The sequence below is a fragment of the Micromonospora sp. NPDC049175 genome (assembly GCF_043197345.1).
In the GTDB taxonomy this organism is placed as follows: domain Bacteria; phylum Actinomycetota; class Actinomycetes; order Mycobacteriales; family Micromonosporaceae; genus Micromonospora.
This window is the reverse complement of the sequence record NZ_JBICSY010000002.1, coordinates 573,395-594,768: the sequence shown is the minus strand read 5'-3', so window position 1 is coordinate 594,768 and position 21,374 is coordinate 573,395. Positions and strand designations below refer to the sequence as shown.

At 70.6% G+C, this 21,374-nt stretch carries 20 protein-coding genes; all 20 read right to left on the bottom strand.

Annotation, left to right across the window (positions count from 1 at the left end; all coding sequences use genetic code 11):
• Positions 1–35 precede the first annotated feature (35 nt).
• Entirely contained in the window at positions 36–1,961 is a 1,926-nt protein-coding gene (gene nuoL, locus ACGFH8_RS09680; RefSeq protein WP_393365611.1) for an NADH-quinone oxidoreductase subunit L, read from the bottom strand.
• Between the two features lie 12 nt (positions 1,962–1,973).
• Positions 1,974–2,291, bottom strand: a complete 318-nt coding sequence (gene nuoK, locus ACGFH8_RS09675; RefSeq protein ID WP_238684800.1) for an NADH-quinone oxidoreductase subunit NuoK — start codon at positions 2,289–2,291, stop codon at positions 1,974–1,976.
• Positions 2,292–2,349: 58 nt separating this feature from the next.
• On the bottom strand, positions 2,350–3,120 hold the full coding sequence (locus ACGFH8_RS09670; RefSeq protein WP_393365609.1) for an NADH-quinone oxidoreductase subunit J: 771 nt from the start codon (positions 3,118–3,120) through the stop codon (positions 2,350–2,352).
• On the bottom strand, positions 3,117–3,758 hold the full coding sequence (gene nuoI / locus ACGFH8_RS09665; RefSeq protein ID WP_357484594.1) for an NADH-quinone oxidoreductase subunit NuoI: 642 nt from the start codon (positions 3,756–3,758) through the stop codon (positions 3,117–3,119). Before nuoI ends, ACGFH8_RS09670 begins: the two co-directional genes overlap by 4 nt.
• Position 3,759: 1 nt before the next feature.
• Positions 3,760–5,112, bottom strand: a complete 1,353-nt coding sequence (nuoH, locus tag ACGFH8_RS09660) for an NADH-quinone oxidoreductase subunit NuoH (RefSeq protein ID WP_393365607.1) — start codon at positions 5,110–5,112, stop codon at positions 3,760–3,762.
• Entirely contained in the window at positions 5,109–7,610 is a 2,502-nt protein-coding gene (locus ACGFH8_RS09655) for an NADH-quinone oxidoreductase subunit G (protein WP_393365606.1), read from the bottom strand. The genes nuoH and ACGFH8_RS09655 overlap by 4 nt, the downstream gene beginning before the upstream one ends.
• Positions 7,610–8,926 carry an NADH-quinone oxidoreductase subunit NuoF gene (gene nuoF / locus ACGFH8_RS09650; protein ID WP_357372903.1) on the bottom strand — a complete coding sequence of 439 codons (1,317 nt, stop codon included), beginning with the start codon at positions 8,924–8,926 and terminating at the stop codon, positions 7,610–7,612. Before nuoF ends, ACGFH8_RS09655 begins: the two co-directional genes overlap by 1 nt.
• On the bottom strand, positions 8,923–10,089 hold the full coding sequence (gene nuoE / locus ACGFH8_RS09645) for an NADH-quinone oxidoreductase subunit NuoE (protein ID WP_393365604.1): 1,167 nt from the start codon (positions 10,087–10,089) through the stop codon (positions 8,923–8,925). The genes nuoF and nuoE overlap by 4 nt, the downstream gene beginning before the upstream one ends.
• A complete protein-coding gene (locus tag ACGFH8_RS09640) occupies positions 10,086–11,411 on the bottom strand; it encodes an NADH-quinone oxidoreductase subunit D (RefSeq protein ID WP_393365602.1) in 1,326 nt (441 codons plus the stop codon). The genes nuoE and ACGFH8_RS09640 overlap by 4 nt, the downstream gene beginning before the upstream one ends.
• Entirely contained in the window at positions 11,408–12,145 is a 738-nt protein-coding gene (locus ACGFH8_RS09635) for an NADH-quinone oxidoreductase subunit C (RefSeq protein ID WP_393365600.1), read from the bottom strand. The genes ACGFH8_RS09640 and ACGFH8_RS09635 overlap by 4 nt, the downstream gene beginning before the upstream one ends.
• The gene (locus ACGFH8_RS09630; protein ID WP_030486262.1) at positions 12,142–12,819 is read right to left on the bottom strand and encodes an NADH-quinone oxidoreductase subunit B family protein; all 678 of its coding nucleotides are present in this window, start codon (positions 12,817–12,819) and stop codon (positions 12,142–12,144) included. The genes ACGFH8_RS09635 and ACGFH8_RS09630 overlap by 4 nt, the downstream gene beginning before the upstream one ends.
• 14 nt (positions 12,820–12,833) lie before the next feature.
• Positions 12,834–13,199, bottom strand: coding sequence for an NADH-quinone oxidoreductase subunit A (locus ACGFH8_RS09625; RefSeq protein ID WP_074316036.1), 366 nt, complete (start codon positions 13,197–13,199; stop codon positions 12,834–12,836).
• Positions 13,200–13,334: 135 nt separating this feature from the next.
• Entirely contained in the window at positions 13,335–14,612 is a 1,278-nt protein-coding gene (locus ACGFH8_RS09620; RefSeq protein ID WP_393365598.1) for a geranylgeranyl reductase family protein, read from the bottom strand.
• A gap of 138 nt (positions 14,613–14,750) precedes the next feature.
• On the bottom strand, positions 14,751–14,975 hold the full coding sequence (locus ACGFH8_RS09615) for a hypothetical protein (protein ID WP_393365596.1): 225 nt from the start codon (positions 14,973–14,975) through the stop codon (positions 14,751–14,753).
• 79 nt (positions 14,976–15,054) lie between these two features.
• Positions 15,055–15,765 (bottom strand): demethylmenaquinone methyltransferase, encoded by a 711-nt coding sequence (locus ACGFH8_RS09610; RefSeq protein ID WP_393365595.1) that lies wholly within the window; start codon positions 15,763–15,765, stop codon positions 15,055–15,057.
• 137 nt (positions 15,766–15,902) lie between these two features.
• On the bottom strand, positions 15,903–17,207 hold the full coding sequence (locus ACGFH8_RS09605) for a cell wall anchor protein (RefSeq protein ID WP_393365594.1): 1,305 nt from the start codon (positions 17,205–17,207) through the stop codon (positions 15,903–15,905).
• Positions 17,208–17,631: 424 nt separating this feature from the next.
• Positions 17,632–18,822: a cyclic dehypoxanthinyl futalosine synthase gene (gene mqnC / locus ACGFH8_RS09600; protein ID WP_393365593.1), complete on the bottom strand. Its 1,191-nt coding sequence runs from the start codon at positions 18,820–18,822 to the stop codon at positions 17,632–17,634.
• A 168-nt stretch (positions 18,823–18,990) separates the two neighbouring features.
• The gene (paaE, locus tag ACGFH8_RS09595; RefSeq protein WP_393365591.1) at positions 18,991–20,127 is read right to left on the bottom strand and encodes a 1,2-phenylacetyl-CoA epoxidase subunit PaaE; all 1,137 of its coding nucleotides are present in this window, start codon (positions 20,125–20,127) and stop codon (positions 18,991–18,993) included.
• The gene (gene paaD, locus ACGFH8_RS09590) at positions 20,124–20,597 is read right to left on the bottom strand and encodes a 1,2-phenylacetyl-CoA epoxidase subunit PaaD (RefSeq protein WP_393367048.1); all 474 of its coding nucleotides are present in this window, start codon (positions 20,595–20,597) and stop codon (positions 20,124–20,126) included. Before paaD ends, paaE begins: the two co-directional genes overlap by 4 nt.
• A gap of 47 nt (positions 20,598–20,644) precedes the next feature.
• Positions 20,645–21,370 carry a 1,2-phenylacetyl-CoA epoxidase subunit PaaC gene (gene paaC / locus ACGFH8_RS09585; RefSeq protein WP_393365589.1) on the bottom strand — a complete coding sequence of 242 codons (726 nt, stop codon included), beginning with the start codon at positions 21,368–21,370 and terminating at the stop codon, positions 20,645–20,647.
• Positions 21,371–21,374: the final 4 nt, after the last annotated feature.

Here is a 21,374-nt window from a genome sequence, read left to right as displayed (position 1 = left end):
TGGTCCGCCGGCGGGGGCGGCCGGGAACAGGTCGATCACGCCAACCACCCCGCCTGCACCGCCAGGAACGCCGCCATCACCAGCAGCGCGCCGGCCAGGATCGAGGTGGCGTACGAGCGGACGAAGCCGGTCTGCATCCGCCGGAGTCGACCCGAGCCACCGCCGACCGCGGCGGCGAGCCCGTTGACCAGACCGTCGATACCCCGGTTGTCGAGGTAGACGAGCGCCCGGGTGAGAAAGATGCCCGGCTTCTCGAAGACCGCCTCGTTCACCGCGTCCGCGTACAGGTTGCGCCGTGCCGCGGTGACCAGCACCCCGGCCGGCTGCGGTGCGGTGGCCGTACCGGCCCGGAACAGGAACCAGGCCAGCCCCGCGCCGAGCACGGTCACCAGCAGCGAAAGCGTGGTGATCACGGCGTGCGAGAGGACCGCCTCGTGCTCGGCGTGCTCGCCGCCCAGGCCGGCGGTCGCCGTCAGCCAGTCCGGCACCGAGGTGGAGAGCAGGAAACCGGCGCCGACCGAACCGGCCGCCAGCAGGATCAGCGGGATGGTCATCAGCTTCGGCGACTCGTGCGGGTGCTCGATGTCCTCGGTCCAGCGCTTCGGACCGTGGAAGGTGAGCACGAACAGCCGGGTCATGTAGAACGCGGTGAGCCCCGCGCCGAGCAGCGCCGCCCCGCCGAAGAGCCAGGCGGTCCAGTCCTCCCGCTCGAAGGCGGCCACGATGATCGGCTCCTTGGAGAAGAAGCCGGAGAACGGGAACATGCCGATGATGGCGAGCCAACCCATCATGAAGGTCAACCAGGTGACCTTCATGTACGTCGACAGCCCGCCGAAGCGGCGGATGTCGACCTGGTCCTTCATCCCGTGCATCACCGAGCCGGCGCCCAGGAACATGTTGGCCTTGAAGAACCCGTGCGCCAGCAGGTGCACGATGGCCAGCGCGTACGCCCCGCCGCCCAGGCCGACACCGAGGAACATGTAGCCGATCTGGCTCACCGTCGACCAGGCGAGCACCCGCTTGATGTCGTCCTTGGCCGCGCCGATGATGCAGCCCATCAGCAGGGTGAGCGCGCCGACGCTGACCACCACGAGCTGGAGCGTCGAGTTGGCGGAGAAGACCGGGTTGGACCGGGCGATCAGGTAGACGCCCGCGGTGACCATGGTGGCGGCGTGAATGAGCGCCGACACCGGGGTGGGGCCTTCCATCGCGTCCGGCAACCACGCCTGCAGCGGGAACTGACCGGACTTGCCGGCCGCGCCGAGCAGGAGCAGCAGGCCGAGCACCAGCACCGTGGTGCTCGTCATCGCGCCGACGCCGTTGAACACCTCGTCGTACTGGGTGGTGCCCAGGGTGGCGAACATGATGAAGATGCCGATGGCCAGGCCGGCGTCGCCGACCCGGTTCATCAGGAACGCCTTCTTGCCGGCGGTGGCCGCGCTCGGCCGCCCGTACCAGAAGGAGATCAGCAGGTACGACGCCAGACCGACGCCCTCCCAGCCGAAGTACAACATCACGTAGTTGTTGCCCAGCACCAGCAGCAGCATCGCCGCGACGAACAGGTTGAAGTACGCGAAGAACCGGCGGCGGCCCGCGTCGTGCGCCATGTACTCCACCGCGTACAGGTGGATCAGGAAGCCCACCCCGGTGATCAGCAGCACGAAGACGGCGGCCAGCGGGTCGAACAGCAGGCCGAAGTCGACCCGCAGGTCACCGACCGCGATGAAGTCCCAGAGGCTCAGCTCGACCGACTTGTTCTCCAGGCCGCGAAGCTGGAAGAAGAACGTCAGGCCGAGCACGAACGCGGCACCGATGGCGGCGACGCCCAACCAGTGCCCCCAGCGGTCGGCCCGGCGGCCGAGCAGCAGCAGGACGGCCGCGCTGAGCAGCGGGATCGCCACCAGCAGCCAGACGCTCCCGAGCAGCCCCGTGGCCTGGGCGTATTCCACAGTCTCTTCCACCGGTGGACCCCTCTAGTACTTGAGCAGGTTGGCGTCGTCGACACTCGCCGAGCGTCGCGTCCGGAAGATGGACATGATGATCGCGAGTCCGACCACGACCTCGGCCGCCGCCACCACCATCACGAAGAACGCCATGATCTGACCGTTGAGGTCACCGTTGATCCGGCTGAAGGTGACCAGCGTCAGGTTGGCCGCGTTGAGCATCAGCTCCACGCACATGAACAGCACGATCGCGTTGCGCCGGATCAGCACCCCGGCGGCGCCGATGGTGAAGAGCACCGCGGCGAGCACGAGGTAGTAGGTCGGCTCGACCGAGAAGAACGATCCCATTACGTGGTTTGCCTTCCGTTCGCGACTGCGGGGCTCCGCTCCGCTGCACTCCTCGCGCTCACCGGTCCGTACCCTTCAGCGAGGTCTCCTCGGCGGTCAGCTCGCGCTGCGGAAGGATCGCCGGGGTGCTGCGGTCGGTCAGGCGGCCGTCGGGCAGCCGGGCCGGGGTGGCCACCGACGAGGAGGTCGCGAAGACGCCGGGGCCCGGCTTCGGACCGGGGTAGTTGCCCGGGGCGAAGCGCGCCTTCATGGTCGACACCTGGTCGACCTTGTCCTGCTTCCGCCGCTCGACGTGGGCCAGCACCATCGCGCCGACCGCCGCGGTGATCAGCAGTGCCGAGGTCAGCTCGAACGCGAAGACGTACTTGGTGAAGAGCAGCCGGGCGATGCCTTGCACGTTCCCCTCCGTGTTGGCCTGCTCGAGGCCGACCGCGGTGGTCCCGTCCAGCGCCTGGTAGAGGCCGGTGGCGACCAGGCCGGCGAAGCCCAGGCCGAGCACGATCGCGGCGACCCGCTGGCCCCGCAACGTCTCGATCAGCGAGTCGGTGGAGTCCCGACCGACCAGCATCAGCACGAAGAGGAACAGCATCATGATCGCGCCGGTGTAGACGATGATCTGCACCATGCCGATGAACGGACCGGCCTGGAGCACGTAGAACACGCCCAGACAGAGCATGGTCAGCACCAGCCACAGCGCCGAGTGCACGGCGTTGCGCGCGGCCACCATCCCGATCCCGCCGATCAGCGCGAGCGGCGCGAGGATCCAGAAGGTGACCGCCTCGCCGCCGGACACCGAACCGGCGGCGGCGAGCACGGTAGACGTGGTCATGCTCCCTCTCCCTTGCCGGCCGCGGCCCGCTGGGCGGCCTGCTCGGCGCCCGGGAACGTCACGCCGGGGTGCTCCTCGACCTGGTAGCGGCCCGGACCCATCGGAGACGTCTCCGCACCGGCGGAGGTGCCCGGGTTGTCCAACGCGCCGACGTAGTAGTCCTTCTCGCTGTCACCGAGGCGCATCGGGTGCGGAGGCTGCTCCATGCCCTCCAGCAACGGCGCGAGCAACTGCTCCTTGGTGAAGATCAGGTCCTGCCGGTTGTCCCGGGCCAACTCGTACTCGTTGCTCATGGTGAGCGAACGGGTCGGGCAGGCCTCGATGCACAACCCGCAGAAGATGCACCGGGCGTAGTTGATCTGGTAGATGCTGGCGTACCGCTCACCCGGCGAGAAGCGCTGCTCGTCGGTGTTGTCGCCACCCTCGACGTAGATCGCGTCCGCCGGGCAGGCCCAGGCGCACAGCTCGCAGCCGATGCACTTCTCCAGGCCGTCCGGGTGCCGGTTGAGGATGTGCCGCCCGTGGTAGCGCGGCGCCGACACCGGCGGCTTGAACGGGTAGTCGGTGGTGACGACCTTCCTGAACATGTGCGAGAAGGTGACACCGAATCCCTTGAACGTTCCGGTGATCGCGCCCACGTCACACCTCCCTGGAGTCCGAGCCGGCAACGATGTTGGCCGGCTCCCGCTCGGCGACCACGCGCGTGATGCGCGGGCTCGGTGGTACCTGAAGATCCATCGGTGGCAGCGGGAAGCTCCCGTACGGCCGGTTGTCGACCTGCTCCTGCGTCGTCGGCTTCGACTTCGGACGCCGGCTGGGCCAGAGGATCGTGACGAGCAGCAGGATGCCGGCCGGAATGCCGACGGCGATCAACTTGCCGCGCGAGTCCCAGTCCTCGATGGACCGCAGGCCCGACAGGACCAGGATCCAGACCAGGTTGATCGGCAGCAGCACCTTCCAACCGAGGCGCATGAACTGGTCGTAACGCAGCCGGGGCAGCGTGCCGCGCAGCCACACGAACACGAAGACCAGCGCGATCACCTTGCCGAAGAACCAGAGCATCGGCCACCAACCGGAGTTGGCGCCCTCCCACAGGGTGATCGGCCAGGGCGCACGCCAGCCGCCGAGGAACAGCGTGGTGGTGACCGCGGACATGGTCACCATCGCGACGTACTCGCTGAGCATGAAGAGCGCGAACTTCAGCGAGCTGTATTCCGTCATGAAGCCCGCGACCAGCTCGGACTCGGCCTCGGGCAGGTCGAACGGCGCCCGGTTGGTCTCACCCACGGTGGCGATGAAGAAGATGACGAAGCTGGGCAGCAGCAGGATCGCGTACCAGCCCGGCGCCGGGATCGTCTGACCGAAGACGCTCAGCTCGGTGCCGTGCGCCTGCTTCGCGACGATCCCGCTGGTGCTCATCGTGCCGGCGGTCATGAAGACCGCCACGATGGAGAGCCCCATGGCGACCTCGTAGGAGATCATCTGGGCGCTCGACCGCAGGCCGCCGAGGAGCGGGTACGTCGAACCGGAGGCCCAGCCGCCCAGCACGATGCCGTAGACGCCCATCGACGAGCAGGCCAGCAGCAGCAGCACCGCCACCGGCACGTCGGTGACCTGCAACGGCGTGTGGTGGCCGAAGATGCTCACCATCGGGCCGAACGGCACCACCGACAGGGCGGTGACCGCGCAGATCACCGAGATGGTCGGCGCGAAGAAGTAGACGACCTTGTCGGCCGCCTTCGGCAGGATGTCCTCCTTGAAGGCCATCTTCAGGCCGTCGGCGAGGGTCTGCAGCAGACCGAACGGGCCGACCTGGTTGGGGCCGGGCCGCACCTGCATGTAGCCGACCACGCGCCGCTCGAACCAGACACCCAGCAGGGTGGCCAGCAGGCCGAAGGCGAACGCGAAGACGATCTTGCCGAGAACCAGCCACCACGGATCCCGGCCGAAGTCGGCAAGCGTCGGATCCTGGGCCAGGAGTGACGGAGTCACTGGTTACCCCCGGAGTTGAGGAGCGGGAGACCGGTCTCGTCGGCCGCCACGCGTCCGGCCGGGATGGCCGTTCCCGTCGCGGGGACGGAGATCCGGACGACCGCGCCGGACGTCGCCCCGAGGCTGCGTCGCACGGTCGAGCCGGGTGAGTTGGTCGGCAGCCAGACAACGCCGTCCGGCATCTCGGTCAGCTCGGCCGGCAGGGTCAGCGCCCCCCGGTCGGTGCCGACCGTGACCGCGTCGCCGTCGGCGACACCGAGAGCGTCGGCGGTGCCCTTGCCCAACCGGACCACCGGCGGGCGAGCGGTGCCGGCGAGGTTCTCGTCGCCCTCGGTCAGGCTGCCGAGGTCCACAAGTTGGTGCCAGGTGGCCAGCACGGCCTCCCCGGCGCCCGGCTGCGGCACCCGGGCCGGCGCCACCGACGGCGAGGACGGCCGCGACGTACGCGTCGCCGGCAGCGCGCCCAACTCGCGACGCACGCTCGGCACGTCAGCGGTGCCGAGCCGCACGTCGAGCAGCGCGGCGAGCGCGTCGAGCACCCGACCGTCGGTCATCGCGGCGGTGGTCAGCACCGCCTCGAACGGGCGCAGCCGACCCTCCCAGTCCAGGAAGCTGCCGGCCTTCTCGGCCACCGGGGCGATCGGCAGCACCACGTTCGCCCGCCGGGTCACCGCGGTGGGGCGCAGCTCCAGGCTGACCAGGAACGGCACCGCGTCCAGGGCGGCCTCGGCCAGTCGCGGGTCGGCCAGGTCGGCCGGGTCGACCCCGCCGACGAGGAGCGCACCGAGCTGCCCGTTGGCGGCGGCGTTGAGGATGCCGTCGGTGTCCCGACCGGCCTGGCTCGGGATCACCCCGGCCGGGATGTCCCACGCCTCGCCCAGCTCGGCGCGGGCGGCCGGTTCGTTGACCAGACGTCCACCGGGGAGCAGGTTGGGCAGGCAGCCCGCGTCGACCGCGCCGCGGTCACCCGCGCGCCGCGGCACCCAGGCCAACTTCGCGCCGGTACGCCGGGCCACGTCCGCCGCCGCGGAGAGCCCGCCCGGCACACTCGCCAACCGCTCGCCGACGATCAGGATCGCGCCCGGCGCGCTCAGCGCCTCGGCGACCGTGGCGTGCTCGGCGAGCACGCTGGCCTCCTCGCCCGGCACGACCCGGGCCAGCTTGGCACCGAGCTTCTCCAGGCCGCGGGTGGCGAACGGCGCCAGCGCGTACACCGTCAGGGTCTTCTTCAGGTACGCCTTGCGCAGCCGCAGGAAGAGGATCGGGCACTCCTCCTCCGGCTCCAGGCCGACGAGCACCACCGCCGGCGCGTTCTCCACGTCGGTGTAGGTGACGTCGGTGACCCCGGCGACCGAGCTGGCCAGGAAGTCGGCCTCCTCGCGGGAGACCGGCCGGGCCCGGAAGTCGATGTCGTTCGTGTTCAACGCGACGCGGGCGAACTTCGCGTACGCGTACGCGTCCTCGACGGTCAGCCGGCCGCCGGTGAGCACCGCCGTGCCCTGCCCGCCCTCCCGGGCGGCGTGCAGCCCTTCGGCGGCCACGGTGAGCGCCTCACTCCAGGACGCCTCGCGCAGCTCACCGGTGCGCTCGTCGCGGACCAGCGGGGTGGTCAGCCGGTCGGTGGCCCGGGTGTACTGGAAGCCCCACCGGCCCTTGTCGCAGTTCCACTCCTCGTTGACCTGCGGCTCGTCGCCGGCCAGCCGGCGCAGCACCTTGCCGCGCCGCCAGTCGGTGCGCTGCCCGCAGCCGGCCGAGCAGTGCTCGCAGACGCTCGGGCTGGAGACCAGGTCGAACGGGCGGGCCCGGAACCGGTACTGGGCGCCGGTCAGCGCCCCCACCGGGCAGATCTGCACGGTGTTGCCGGAGAAGTAGGAGTTGAACGGCACGTCGCCGGCGTCGCCGTCCTCGCCGTACGCGTCGTCCCGGTAGATGTTGATCTCTTCGGCGGACGACCGGCCCATCAGGTCGATGAACTTGTCGCCGGCGATCTCCTCCGAGAACCGGGTGCACCGCTGACAGAGGACACAGCGCTCGCGGTCCAGCAGCACCTGGCTGCTGATCGCCATCGGCTTCTCGTACTCCCGCTTGTGCTCGTGGAAGCGCGAGTCGGTGCGGCCGGTGGACATCGCCTGGTTCTGCAGCGGGCACTCGCCGCCCTTGTCACACATCGGGCAGTCCAGCGGGTGGTTGAGCAGCAGCAGCTCCATCACCCCCTCCTGCGCCTTCTTGGCAACCGGCGAGGTGAGCTGGGTGCGGACCACCATGCCGTCGGCGACGGTCTGGGTGCAGGAGGCGACCGGCTTGCGCTGCCCCTCCACCTCGACCAGGCACTGCCGGCACGCGCCGGCCGGGGCCAGCAGCGGGTGGTCGCAGAACCGGGGGATCTCGGTGCCCATCTGCTCGGCGGCCCGGATCAGCAGCGTCCCCTTGGGGGCGGTGACCTCGACGCCGTCGATGGTGAGCGTGACGGTCTCGGTCTGCTTGGCTACGTCGGTCATCAGTGCGCCCCTACCAGGGTCTTCTCCGACAGCTTGGGTGCGGTACGTCCCTCGATGTAGTCGAGGTAGTCCTGCTTGAAGTACTTCAGTGACGAGGTCACCGAGCTGGTCGCGCCGTCACCGAGACCGCAGAACGAGCGGCCCAGGATGTTGTCGCAGGTGTCCAGCAGGGTGTCCAGGTCCTCGTGGGTGCCCTGGCCGGCGAGGATCCGCCGGTAGACCCGGACCATCCAGTAGTTGCCCTCCCGGCACGGGGTGCACTTGCCGCACGACTCGTGGTGGTAGAACTCCAGCCACCGGTACGTCGCGTAGACCGGGCAGTCCTGGTCGGAGAAGATCTGGGTGGCGGTGGTGCCGAGGATCGAGCCGGCCGCGGCCACGCCCTCGAAGTCCAGCGGCACGTCCAGGTGCTCGGCGGCGAGCAGCGGGGTCGACGAGCCGCCCGGAGTCCAGAACCGCAGGTTGTGGCCGGGCTGCATCCCGCCGGCCAACTCCAGCAGCTCGCGCAGCGTGACGCCCATCGAGCACTCGTACTGGCCCGGGTCGACGATCCGGCCGGACAGCGAGTAGATCATCGGCCCGGAGGACTTCTCGGTGCCCATGGACTTCCACCAGTCGGCCCCACCGAGCACGATCGGCGGCACGCTGGCGATGGTGCCGACGTTGTTGACCACCGTCGGGCTCGCGTACAGGCCGTGGGTGGCCGGGAACGGCGGGCGCAGTCGGGGCTGACCCCGGAACCCCTCCAGCGAGTCCAGCAGCGCCGTCTCCTCGCCGCAGATGTACGCCCCGGCGCCGGAGTGCACCACCAGCTCCAGGTCGTAGCCGCTGCGCAGGATGTTGCGGCCGAGGTAGCCCTTGTCGTACGCCTCCTGGACCGCGTTGCGCAGCCGGCGCGCGGCGTGCACCGCCTCGCCCCGGATGTAGATGTAGGCGCGGCTGGCCCGGATCGCGTACGACGCGATGATCACGCCCTCGACCAGCGCGTGCGGGTCGTGGGTCATCAGCGGCAGGTCCTTGCAGGTGCCCGGCTCGCCCTCGTCGGCGTTGACCACCAGGTAGTGCGGCTTGCCGTCGCCCTGCGGGATGAAGCCCCACTTGAGGCCGGTCGGGAAGCCGGCGCCACCCCGGCCGCGCAGCCCCGAGTCCTTGATCAGCTGGATCAGGTCGTCGGGGTGGGCCTTGAGCGCCTTGCGCAGTGCGGCGTAGCCGTCGAGCTGCTCGTACGTGCCGATGCGCCAGGCGTCCGGCGACAGCCAGCGCTTGGTCAGCACCGGAGTCAGCTTGGCCACGGTCTCCGGGCGGGGAGTGGTCACTTCTGGGCCCCCGTTTCGTTCGCGTCCGCCGGTCCGGCGCCGTCGGCGTCCGTGCCAGCCTTCGCTTCGGTGAGGTTGCGCTCCTGCGCCCCGGCCTCGTCGCCGGCGGGCTTGCCGTCGCCGGCCGGCCGGTTGGCCGCCACTCCGGCGGCCTCGGCCGACCGCGCGTCGCGCGGCTCGGGCGCGGTGCTGTCCGTCGGGACCTTGGTGCCGGGGGCGTCCGGCACCGCGGTGCCCGCGTCCGGCTGCCGGGTCTCGGCGGTACGCACCTGCGGCGACTTGTCGTCCGGTGCCTTCACGTCCGGGGCGGTGCTGCCGCTCGCGGCGGCGGCGGAAGCCGGCTCGCCGGCACCGGCGTTGCCGGGCGTCGGCGCGGAGGCGCCGTCCCCGCCCTTGACCGGGGCCGCGCTGGCCTCGACCGGAGCCGGCTTGGCGGCCTCGGCCTTCGCCTTCGCCTCGGCGGCGGCCTTGTCCGCCTCCGCCTTGCTCCGGATCGGGGTGTTCGGGTCGAAGCCCGGCACCGAGACGCCGTGCTGCTGGGCCAGCCGCAGCCCCCGCAGGGTCGGCTCGCCCGGCCCGCCGTCGGCGACCGCGCCGTCGCGCTCGTCGGCGAAACCGGCGAGCTGCACCGCCATCTCCTTGAGCGTGCACAGCCGGGCGCCCCGGGTCGGCATCGGCCGCCCGCCCGCCCGCAGCTCGTCGACGACACCGACCGCGGTGGAGGCGTCCACGCCGTCGAAGAAGTCGTAGTTGACGGTCATCACCGGGCCGTAGTCGCACGCCGCCAGGCACTCGGCGTGCTCAAGCGTGATCGTGCCGTCGGCGGTGGTCTCGTCGTGCCCGACGCCCAGGTGCGCGGAGAGGGTGTCGTAGACCTCCTGGCCACCGAGCACGTTGCACATGGTGTTGGTGCAGACGCTGACCAGGAAGTCACCTGTCGGCTTGCGCTTGTACATCGTGTAGAAGGTGGCGACCGCGCCGACCTGGGCCTTGTTCAGCCCCAGCACCTCGGCGCAGAACGCGACACCGGCCGGGGAGACGTACCCCTCCTGGGCCTGCACCAGGTGCAGCAGCGGCAGCAACGCCGAGCGGGACCGGTCCGCCGGGTAGCGGGAGATGATCTCGCGCGCCCGCTCCCGGGTCTCTTCAGTGAAAACACTCATCGGTCACAACCACCCATCACCGGGTCCAACGAGGCGCCGCCGGCGATCACGTCGGCGATCAGACCACCCTCGGCCATCGCCGGGAGGGCCTGCAGGTTGACGAAGCTCGGCTCCCGGTAGTGCACCCGGTACGGCCGGGTGCCACCGTCGGAGACCGCGTGCACGCCCAGCTCGCCGCGGGGCGCCTCGATCGCGACGTACACCTGGCCGGGCGGGACCCGGAAGCCCTCGGTCACCAGCTTGAAGTGGTGGATCAGCGACTCCATCGACTGACCCATGATCTTCGCGACGTGCTCCAGCGAGTTGCCCATGCCGTCCACGCCGATGGCGAGCTGCGCCGGCCAGGCGATCTTGCGGTCGGCGACCATCACCGGACCCGGACGGAGCCGGTCCAGGGCCTGCTCGACAAGCTTCATCGACTCGCGGATCTCGGCGAGCCGGACCTGGTAGCGACCCCACACGTCACCGTCGGGGTGGGTCGGCACGTCGAACTCGTAGTTCTCGTAGCCGCAGTAGGGCATGGTCTTGCGCAGGTCCCAGGCGAGGCCGGCGGAGCGCAGCACCGGGCCGGTGATGCCGAGCGCCACGCAGCCGGTCACGTCCAGCACCGCGACGTTCTTCGTCCGCTCGGTCCAGATCGGCTGGCCGGAGAGCAGGTCCTCGTACTCCTTGAGCTTCTTCGGCATCATCTTGAGGAACTCGCGGATCTTGACGATCGCGTCGTCCGGCACGTCCTGCGCCACACCGCCCGGCCGGACGTACGCGTGGTTCATCCGCAGGCCGGTGATGGTCTCGAAGATGTCGAGGATGTACTCCCGCTCACGGAAGCCGTACAGCATGATCGAGATCGCGCCCAGCTCCATGCCGGTGGTGGCCAGCCAGACCAGGTGCGACGAGATCCGGTTGAGCTCCATCATCAGCACGCGGATGGTGGTGGCCCGCTCGGTGATGTCGTCGGTGATGCCGAGCAGCTTCTCGACCGCGAGGGCGTACGCCGTCTCGTTGAAGATCGGGGCGAGGTAGTCCATCCGGGTCACGAACGTCGAGCCCTGAACCCAGTTGCGGTATTCGAGGTTCTTCTCGATGCCGGTGTGCAGGTAGCCGATGACGGAGCGGGCCTCGCGGACCGTCTCGCCCTCCAGCTCCAGGACCAGCCGCAGCACCCCGTGCGTGGACGGGTGCTGTGGACCCATGTTGACGACGATCCGCTCGTCGTTGATCGGGTCGGTGCCCGAGACGATGGTGTCCCAGTCCCCACCGGTGACGGTGAAGACCCGACCCTCGTCGGTCTCGCGCTCACTCGCGTAGTTCGACGTCGTCACTGGTACGACCTCCGCTCGTTCGGCGGCTGGATCTCCGCGCCCTTGTACTCGACGGGGACACCGCCGAGCGGGTAGTCCTTGCGCTGCGGGTGGCCCTCCCAGTCGTCCGGCATGAGGATCCGGGTCAGGTTGGGGTGGCCGTCGAAGACGATGCCGAACATGTCGTACGCCTCGCGCTCCTGCCAGTCCGCCGTCGGGTAGATGGCGGTCACGCTGGGCAGGTGCGGGGCCGCCACGGAGACCGCGGCCTCCAGTCGGACCCGACGCCGGTACGTCATCGAGGTGAGCAGGTAGACCACGTGCAACCGGCGTTCGTCGGCGCCCAGGTAGTCCACGCCGGACACCGAGGAGCACAGCTCGAACCGCAGCGCCAGGTCGTCCCGCAGCACCTGGCAGACCTCGGCGATCCGCTCCGGGCGGACGTGCAGGGTCAGCTCGCCCCGGTCGACCACGACCTTCTCGATCGCGTCGGCGAAGGCCGGGTACGCCTCCTCCAACGCGTCGCGGACCTCGTCGAAGTAGCCCCCGTACGGCCGGGACGCCTCCTCGACGGGCTGGCGCTGGCGGACCAGGCCGCCGTAGCCGGACACGTCGCCGGTGCCCTGGTTGCCGAACATGCCGCGACCGGCCGGGCTGGCCGGCGGAAGCTCGGCGGGGGCACCACTTGTGGCGCCGGCCGGCGTGACCGGCACCGGCACCCCGCCGTCGGTGGGCTTGTCCGTGGGTGACGTCATTTGGGACCTGCCTGCGGGTGGAGGTGGTTCTGAGCGTTCATCCAGTTCTCGATCCGCAACTGCTCCTCGCGGCCCTCGCGGACCGCTCGGGTCCACTCGGCCCGGCGGGCCTTGTCGCTGCGGTACGAGGAGGGCATGGAGCCGTAGGGCACGACCGGAACGTCGCCGCGCTCCTGGCGGGCGGCCAGCATCTTGCGGCCGTTCGGGCCCAGCGGCTCATACATGATCTTCTCGCGGAGCTTGAGGATCGCGTCGATGAGCATCTCCGGCCGGGGCGGGCAGCCAGGAAGGTACATGTCGACCGGCACCACGTGGTCGACGCCCTGCACGATCGCGTAGTTGTTGAACATGCCGCCGCTGCTGGCGCAGACGCCCATGGACAGCACCCAGCGGGGCTCGGCCATCTGGTCGTAGATCTGGCGCAGCACCGGAGCCATCTTCTGACTCACCCGGCCGGCCACGATCATCAGGTCGGCCTGCCGGGGGGACGCCCGGAAGACCTCCATGCCCCAGCGGCCCATGTCGTAGTGCGGACCACCGGCGGCCATCATCTCGATGGCGCAGCAGGCCAGGCCGAAGGTGGCGCCCCACACGGACGACTTCCGGGACCAGTTGACCAGCTTCTCCACCGAGGTGAGCAGGACGCCGGCGGGAAGCTTCTCCTCGATGCCCATCTGACGTTCCTTCCTCAGTCCCAGTCCAGGCCGCCGCGCCGCCACACGTAGGCGTACGCAACGAAGACCGCGACGATGAACAGGACCATCTCCACGAAGCCGAAGATCGGCAGGGCGTCGAACGAGACCGCCCAGGGGTAGAGGAAGATGATCTCGATGTCGAAGACGATGAAGAGCATCGCCGTCAGGTAGAACTTGATCGGGAACCGGCCGCCGCCGACCGGCTGCGGGCTGGGCTCGATGCCGCACTCGTAAGCCTCGAGTTTGGCCTTGTTGTAGCGACGGGGACCGGCGAAGCGGGCGGCGCCGACGGAAAACAGCGAGAACGCCGCGGCGAGGGCGAACAGCCCGATGATCGGTGCGTAAGGCGAGAGCGTCATCGTTTTCTCCTGCTCGTCCTTCCCTGCCCTCGGTGCTTGACGAAAATCACACTATTCACGTCCCTCGCGGTGGCAGTCGGCGGGGGTCGATCTTTGTCGGCGTCGGGGCTGTGACCAGCACCGATGCCGTCCTACTCAGACAGCCGGAGCGGCCTTCGTCATCGCGTTGATGACCCGGTCCATCGCGTCCCCGCCGCGCGGGTCGGTCAGGTTGGCCAACAGCTTGAGGACGAAACGCATCAGCGTCGGGTGCGGCATGCCGTGTTTGGTGGCGATCCGCATGATCTCCGGGCGGCCGATCAGCTTCACGAAGATGCCGCCCAGCCGGTAGTAACCGCCGAGGCGGGCCTTCAGCTCGTTCGGGTACGCCAGCAGCGCCCGCTCCCGCTCCGGGCCGGCCGGCCGGGCGAGGGCCTGGACCATGACCTCGGCGGCCAGCTCGCCGGACTCCATCGCGTACGCGATGCCCTCACCGTTGAACGGGTTGACCATGCCGCCCGAGTCGCCGACCAGCAGCACCCCTCGGGTGTAGTGGGGCACGCGGTTGAAGCCCATCGGCAGCGCGGCGCCGAGGATCGGACCGTCGGCGTTCGTCTCGTCGGTCATCCCCCAGTCTTCCGGGGTGTTGGCGAGCCAGTCGGTGAGCAGCCGGCGGTAGTTGGTCTTGCCGAACGCGGAGGACGAGTTGAGCACGCCGAGGCCGACGTTTACCCGGCCGTCACCGAGGCCGAAGATCCAGCCGTACCCGGGCAGCAGGTTGTCGCCGCTGTCCTTGCTGCGCAGCTCCAGCCAGGACTCCAGGTAATTGTCCTCGTGCTTGGCCGGCGAGCGGTAGTAGCGGCGGACGGCCACGCCGATCGGCCGGTCCTCCCGCTTGGCCAGCCCGAGCGCGAGCGGGAAGCGGCCGGAGACGCCGTCCGCCGCGACGACGAGCGGGGCGTGGAACGTGGTCGGCTCCTTGCCCGGACCGACCTCCGCCTCGACGCCGGTGACCCGGCCGTCGCCGTCGAGCACCGGGCCCAGCACGTTGACGTTCGTGCGCAGCTTGGCGCCGGCGGCCACCGCCCGCTGGGCGAGCAGGTCGTCGAAGTCGAGTCTCGTGCGCACCAGGCCGTAGTTGGGGAAGCTGGCCAACTCGGGCCAGTCCAGTTCGAGGCGCACGCCGCCGCCGATGACCCGCAGGCCCCGGTTGTGCAGCCAGCCGGCCTCGGGCGAGGTGTCCACACCCATCCGGATGAGCTGGCGCACCGCGCGTGGGGTCAACCCGTCGCCGCAGACCTTCTCCCGGGGGAACTCGGTCTTCTCCAACAACAGCACCCGTACGCCGTGCCGGGCCAGGTGGTACGCAGTAGCTGATCCACCGGGACCGGCGCCCACGACAATGACGTCGGCGTCGTGTTCCACCGGGGTCATTCGCGCCTCCTCCCGCACGCTCGTGAAATGCTTCACAAGCCAGACGGGACGAGTGTATGACCGGCGTCATACCTGCGCAGGATCAGGGGTACCTAACTCGCCGATGTGACAGCCCCGACCGTCCACAGCGGTCGGGTGTCAGGCCGGGCTGGAGGCGTCCAGACCCGCATCGACCCGGATGGCTTCCGGCAGATGCTCCCGGAGCGCGCCGCCCGCCGCCCGGTCCAGCGCCGCCAACACCTCGGCGACCACCTGCCGGACCTCCACCGGATCGGCTCCCGCCAACGCGCGCAGCTGCGCGACGAGTTCGGCCGCGTCGTCGTCGGTGGCGGCCACCGGGTCCGCCGGGTCTGCTCCGGTCATGCGGACGAGCGTACGGGGCAAAGTGGACTAAAGACCGATATTCACGAAATCTGAGCGATGTCCGCGTCGGTCTCGTCGACTACTCGCGGATCCCCCGGTGCAGGGCCACCACGCCACCGGTCAGGTTGCGCCACGCCACCCGACCCCACCCGGCCGCGGCGACCCGGCCGGCAAGCGCGGCCTGCGCCGGCCAGGCCCGCACCGACTCGGCGAGGTAGACGTACGCGTCGGGGTTGCTCGACACCGTCCGGGCGACCACCGGCAGCGACCGCATCAGGTACGACAGGTAGACCGTCCGGAAGACCGGGTTGACCGGGGTGCTGAACTCGCAGATCGCCAACCGCCCACCCGGCCGGGTGACCCGGGCCAGCTCTCGCAGGGCCGCGTCGGTGTCGCTGACGTTGCGCAGTGCGAAGGAGATGGTCACCGCGTCGAAACTGGCGTCGGCGAACGGCAGCCGCAGCGCGTCGCCGGCCAGCAGCGGCACCTCGGGACGGACCCGCTTGCCGGCGTACAGCATGCCCAACGACAGGTCGGCCCCCACCGCGTACGCCCCGGACTGCGCCAGCTCCCGGGTCGAGACGCCGGTGCCCGCGCCCACGTCCAGCACGCGCTCGCCCGGTCGCAGCCCGAGCGCCGCCCGGGTGGCCCGACGCCAGGACCGGTCCTGGCCGAAGGAAATCACCGTGTTGGTCAGGTCGTAGCGCTCCGCCACGCCGTCGAACATCGCGGCGACCTCGTGCGGCTGCTTGTCCAGACTGGCGCGCTGGCCCTGCGGGGAACGGCTCACCCCTCCACTCTGCCAGCCGCCCGCCAACCGGCGTCCATGGGGTGGTGCGGCACCCCGGGTACGCGAAGGGGCGGGGTGGTCGCCCACCCCGCCCGCACGTCATGCCGGCTTCCGAACGCCGACTGCCAGCGCCGCCGTCAGTCGGTCGACTTCTCGTCGCTCGGGGCGACCAGGACGACCTTGCGCCGGCGGGAGAGCACCAGCAGCGCGCCGCCCACCAGCAGGATGACGGCGCCGATGCCACCGATCAGGCCGACCTGCACACCGGTGACCGGCAGGCCACCACCACCGGAACCGCCACCGCCGGCGCCCGGCGACGTGCTCGTGCCCGGCGTCGGCGTCGCGCCCGGACTGGGCGTACCGCCCGGCGTCGGGGTGGCCGTCCCACCCGGGGTGGGCGTGGCGGTGGGCGTCGGGGTGGCCGTGGCGCTCGGCGTCGGCGTCGGGGTCGGCTGCGCGGTCAGGTCGACGAAGACGTCGAAGACCGCCTGGTTGTCGCCCTCGTCGACCTCGGTGAAGGCCTTCCGCTGGGCGCTGGTCGCCGGCTCGGGCTGCTCCTCGGCCTGACCCGTCGCGGCGTCGAGACCCTGCGCGACCAGCTCGCCGACCCGCAGCACCGGCTCGGTGACGTTCGCGCCGACCGTCACCTTGACGTCCGCCGTGTAGTACTCACCGGGCTTGATCACCGCGCCGTCGTCCTGGCAGAGCGCCTGGGCGACGCCACCGAAGGTCTGCGACGTGCAGGTGTCCGGAAGCGTGGCGAAGGTGACGCCGGCCGGGAGCGTGAGCACGTAGGACAGGCCGGTGGCCTTGCGGCTGCCGTCGTTGTAGACCGCCCAGTCCAGCGGCACCGTCTCGCCGCGCTTGACCGGCCGGAGGTTGGGGTCGTCGCCCTGGACGCCGTTCACCACGACGTTCGCGTAGACGTCCTGCACCCAGCTGGTCAGGTCGTAGCCGCGCTTGCCGACGGTGATGTCGTGCTCGACCCGGTTGTCCTTCTTCTTGGGGTCGGCGGTGGCCGAGGTGATGGTGACCACGAGCGTGCCGGCCTCGCCGCGCGCGCCCGTGGAGAACAGCGGAATGCCGAAGTCCTCGCTGGTGCCGGCCGGCACGTCGCCGAGCGGGCAGGTGAACGTCTTGCCCTTCACCTGGCAGCCGTTGGGCACGACGACCCCGACCACGCTCTTCAGCAGGTTGCTGGTGTCCACGGTGTAGCTGACGCCCTTGGCGGCGACCGTGCTCCGGGTGTTGTCCACCAGGAACTTGAACGGCTTCGCCTTGGCCGCCTTGACGCCCATGGCCAACTCGGTGCTGAGCGGCACCAGTGCCAGATCGGCCTGATCGGCGGCCTGTGCCGGGGCGGCCACGGTGGCCAGGCCACCGGCCGCGAGCAGGGCCACCACGCCAGCGCGGGCCAGGGCCGTGCGGTGGAACGCTGTCATCGGTCCCCCGAGGGATAGGGATAGAAGAATTGATTGCGGAACGAGCGGACGCTATCGGAGGTCGATCACGCACGCCAGCGCCCGCGGCCCTTTTCATCCGTCCGGCCCGGGGTCCGCAGACGGTACGGGCGGGATGGTCACCCATCCCGCCCGTACCGCCGTGCGTTATATGAACGACCCGCAACGGGCCGATGGAGGACAGCCGACGAACGCCAATCAGACCACCCGCCACCAGCACGATCGCGCTGACTCACCGGTCGACGGTGGTGAGGGATACGAGCCGGGACGCTAGCCGCCGACGATCACCTTCACCACCCCGAAGCGGACAGCCTGACGCTGCGGCGACCGGGACCACCCGTACCGCCGGGGCGAGCCGGCGGGAGCATGAGCCTCGATCAACCGAACGGCCGGGCGTCGAGCCGCGTCAGTTGACCTCGACGAGCGGCAGGGATCGGCCCGCGCCACCGCCGGGGAGCGCGATCGAGGAGAAGTGCGAGACCACCCGATCGTCGGTCGGGTCGTCGGCAGGCGTGTGGTGCACGGCGAGCCGGTTGTAGAGGGTGTCGCGCTGCGCGGGGATCCGGTCCGCCGAGCGGATCATGCCGATCAGCTCGTGCAGGTTGGAACGGTGCCGCGCGCCGGCAGAGGAGATCACGTTCTCCTCCAGCATGATCGAGCCGAGGTCGTCCACACCCATGTGCAGCGAGAGCTGCCCGACGTCCTTGCCGGTGGTCAGCCAGGACGCCTGCAGGTGCGGCACGGTCTCGAAGAAGAGCCGGGCCACCGCGACGAGGCGCAGGTATTCCAGGGTGGTCGCCTGGGTGCGGCCCTTGAGGTGGTTGTTCTCCGGCTGGTACGTCCACGGGATGAAGGACCGGAACCCACGGGTGCGGTCCTGCACGTCCCGGATCATGCGCAGGTGCTCGATCCGCTCGGCGTGCGTCTCGCCGGTGCCCATCATCATGGTGGCGGTCGACTCGATGCCCTGCCGGTGCGCCAGCTCCATGACCTCCAGCCAGCGCTCGCCCGACTCCTTGAGTGGCGCGATCGCCCTACGCGGACGCTCCGGCAGCATCTCCGCGCCGGCGCCCGCGATCGAGTCCAGACCGGCGGTCTTGATCCGGGCGATGGCCTCGTCCAGGCTCACCCCGGAGACCTTCGCCATGTGCAGGATCTCGCTGGGGCCGATCGAGTGGATGACCAACTGCGGGTACGCCTGCTTGACCGAGGAGAACAGCTCCTCGTAGTACTCCACGCCGTAGTCCGGGTGGTGCCCGCCCTGGAGCATCACCTGGGTCGCGCCCAGCTCGACCGCCTCGCCACACCGGCGCAGGATCTCCTCGGTCGGGTGGGTCCACCCTTCCGAGTGCTTCGGCGCGCGGTAGAACGCGCAGAACTTGCACGCCGTCACGCAGACGTTCGTGTAGTTGATGTTGCGGTCGATCAGGTACGTGACGACGTTGTCCGGGTAGCGCCGCCGACGCACCGCGTCCGCCGCCTCGCCCAACCCGTGGAAGGGCGCCTCGGTGTAGAGCAGGAGGGCTTCCTCGGGCGTGATCCGCCCGCCGTCCGCGCCACGCTGCAGGATGTCGTCGATCTCCCGGCTCACCGTCACGCCCCGAGCCTACGTCGACCGCTTCGCGCCTGGCACTCCGCTCCGCCTCCCGTGACGCGCACCCCAGCGCCTGCCACCTGTCCGCAGGCCGAGATCTTGGACAGTTTCCGTTCGCGCTAACGGAAAGTGTCCAAGATCTGCGCAGGGCGAACCTGTCGTTTGGCGTTGTCAGGCGTCGTAGTCGACGGTGAGCCGATCGGTGGTCGGGCTGGACTGGCAGGTGAGGACGTAGCCGGCGGCCAGCTCGTCCGGCTCCAGGGCGTAGTTGCGGGCCATCGAGACCGACCCGTCGACGACCTTCGCCTTACAGGTCGAGCAGACACCGCCCTTGCAGGCGTACGGCAGTTCGCCGCGCACCTTCAACGCGGCGTCCAGCACCCGCTCCTCGCGACCCATCGTGAAGCTCGACGACCGGCCGTCCAGCACGATGGTGACCTCCGCGCCGGCGCCCGCCTGGTCCGCCGGACGGCGCACCGGCTCCGGCGGCGCGTCGACGTGGAACAGCTCGGTGTGCACCGCCGACTCGGGCAGGCCGCGTGCGGTCAGCACGTCCCGGACGTCGACCACCATGGCGTACGGGCCGCAGAGGAACCACTCCTCGATCACGTCGCCCGGCACGATGGTGCCCAGCAACCGGCCCAGCCGTTCGGTGTCGATCCGCCCGGAGAGCAGCGCCGACTCGCCCTGCTCCCGGGAGAGCACGTGCACCAGGTGCAGCCGGGTGGGATAGCGGTCCTTCAGATCGGCCAGCTCCTCGGCGAACATCACCGTGTTCGCCGTGCGGTTGCCGTACACCAGGGTGAAGGTGCTGGCCGGCTCGACGGCCAGCGCGGTCGCGACGAGCGCGAGCACCGGCGTGATGCCGGAGCCGGCGACGACCGCGCCGTAGTGCCGCACCCGGTCCGGCGCGAACGCCGTGGTGAAGGTGCCCAACGGCGGCAGCACCTCGACCGTGTCGCCGCCCCGCAACGCCCCGCAGGCGAACGCCGAGAAGGCGCCGCCGGGGATCTCCCGTACCCCGATCCGCAACCGGCCGTGCCGGGCCAGGTCGTCGGGGGTCGAGCAGATCGAGTACGACCGGCGCACGTCCGTGCCGTCCGCACCGGCGGTGCTGGTGCCCCCGGCGCCGCCGGGAAGACGCACGGTGAGGTGCTGGCCCGCGCGGAACGCGAAGGTCTCCCGCAGATCCTCGGGTACGGCGAAGGTCACCGCGACCGCGTCGTCGGTGAGCCTGTCGACGGCGGCGACCGACAGCGGGTGGAAGACCGGCCGGCGGCGGACCGGGCGGGTGATGGTGACAGTCACAGCGCCTTCAGGTGGTCGAAGGGTTCGGAGCAGGATCGGCACCGCCACAGCGCCTTGCACGCGGTGGAGCCGAACCGGCTGACCTGCTCGGTCTCCGGTGAGCCGCACTGCGGGCAGCGGACCGCGAGGGTCAGCGGGACGACGCCGGCGGCGGGCACCGGGGCCGGCGGGGCGATCCCGGCGGCGGCGAGCTTGGCCCGCCCACCCGCGGAGATCCAGTCGGTGCTCCACGGTGGGCTGTAGACGGTGCGGACCTCGGCGTCGGGGTGGCCGGCGACCGCCAGCGCGCGGCGGATGTCGGTGCGGATCACGTCCATCGCCGGGCAACCGGTGTAGGTCGGGGTGATGGTGACGGTGACCCGACCGTTCGTCGGATCCTGCTCGACGGCCCGCAGGATGCCCAGCTCGTCGATGGTGATCACCCGGATCTCCGGGTCCACGACGCTGGCGGCCGCCTCCCGCGCGCTCACCGTGCCGCCGTTCGCGACCGCGGGGCTCGGCCCCGCTGCCACCGCGCTCACCAGGTCGCTCCGGGATGGGCGCGGTGCAGCACCTGCATCTCGGCGAGCAGGTAGGCCAGGTGTTCGGTGTGCACGCCGTCCCGCCCGCCGGCCGGGGCCCAGCCGCTCTCCGGTCGGGTGAGCGTCGCCTCGGCCAGCACCGCGCCGACGGTCTCGTCGAAAGCGGGCCGCAGGGTGGCCGGGTCGACCGGCGCCGCCGGGTCCGCGGCGAACAACTCGTGGGTGTACGGCCACACCTGGTCGACGGCGGCCTGCATGCGACCGTGCGACTCGTCGGTGCCGTCGCCGAGCCGCCGCACCCACAGCGCGCCGTGGTCCAGGTGGTACGCCGACTCCTTGCGCGCCTTCGCACCGATCGCGGCCAGGCGCTGGTCGGCGCAACCGGCAAGCGCCGTGTACAGCGGTAGCTGGTAGGCCGCCAGGAAGAACAGCTTCGCCATGGTCACCGCGAAGTCGCCGTTGGGCAGCTCGACCAGGAGCGCGTTGCGGAACTCGCGGTCGTCGCGCAGGAACGCCAACGCGTCCTCGTCCCGGCCCGCGCCCTCCAGCTCGCCCGCGTACGACAGCAGCAGCCGGGCCGCGCCGAGCTGGTCGAGGGCGATGTTGGCGAGCGCGATGTCCTCTTCCATCTCCGGCGCGCGGGTCGTCCACTCGGCCAGTCGTTGCGCCGCGACCAACGCGTCGTCGCCGAGGGCGAGTGTGAAGTCGTACGGCCCGTTCACGCCG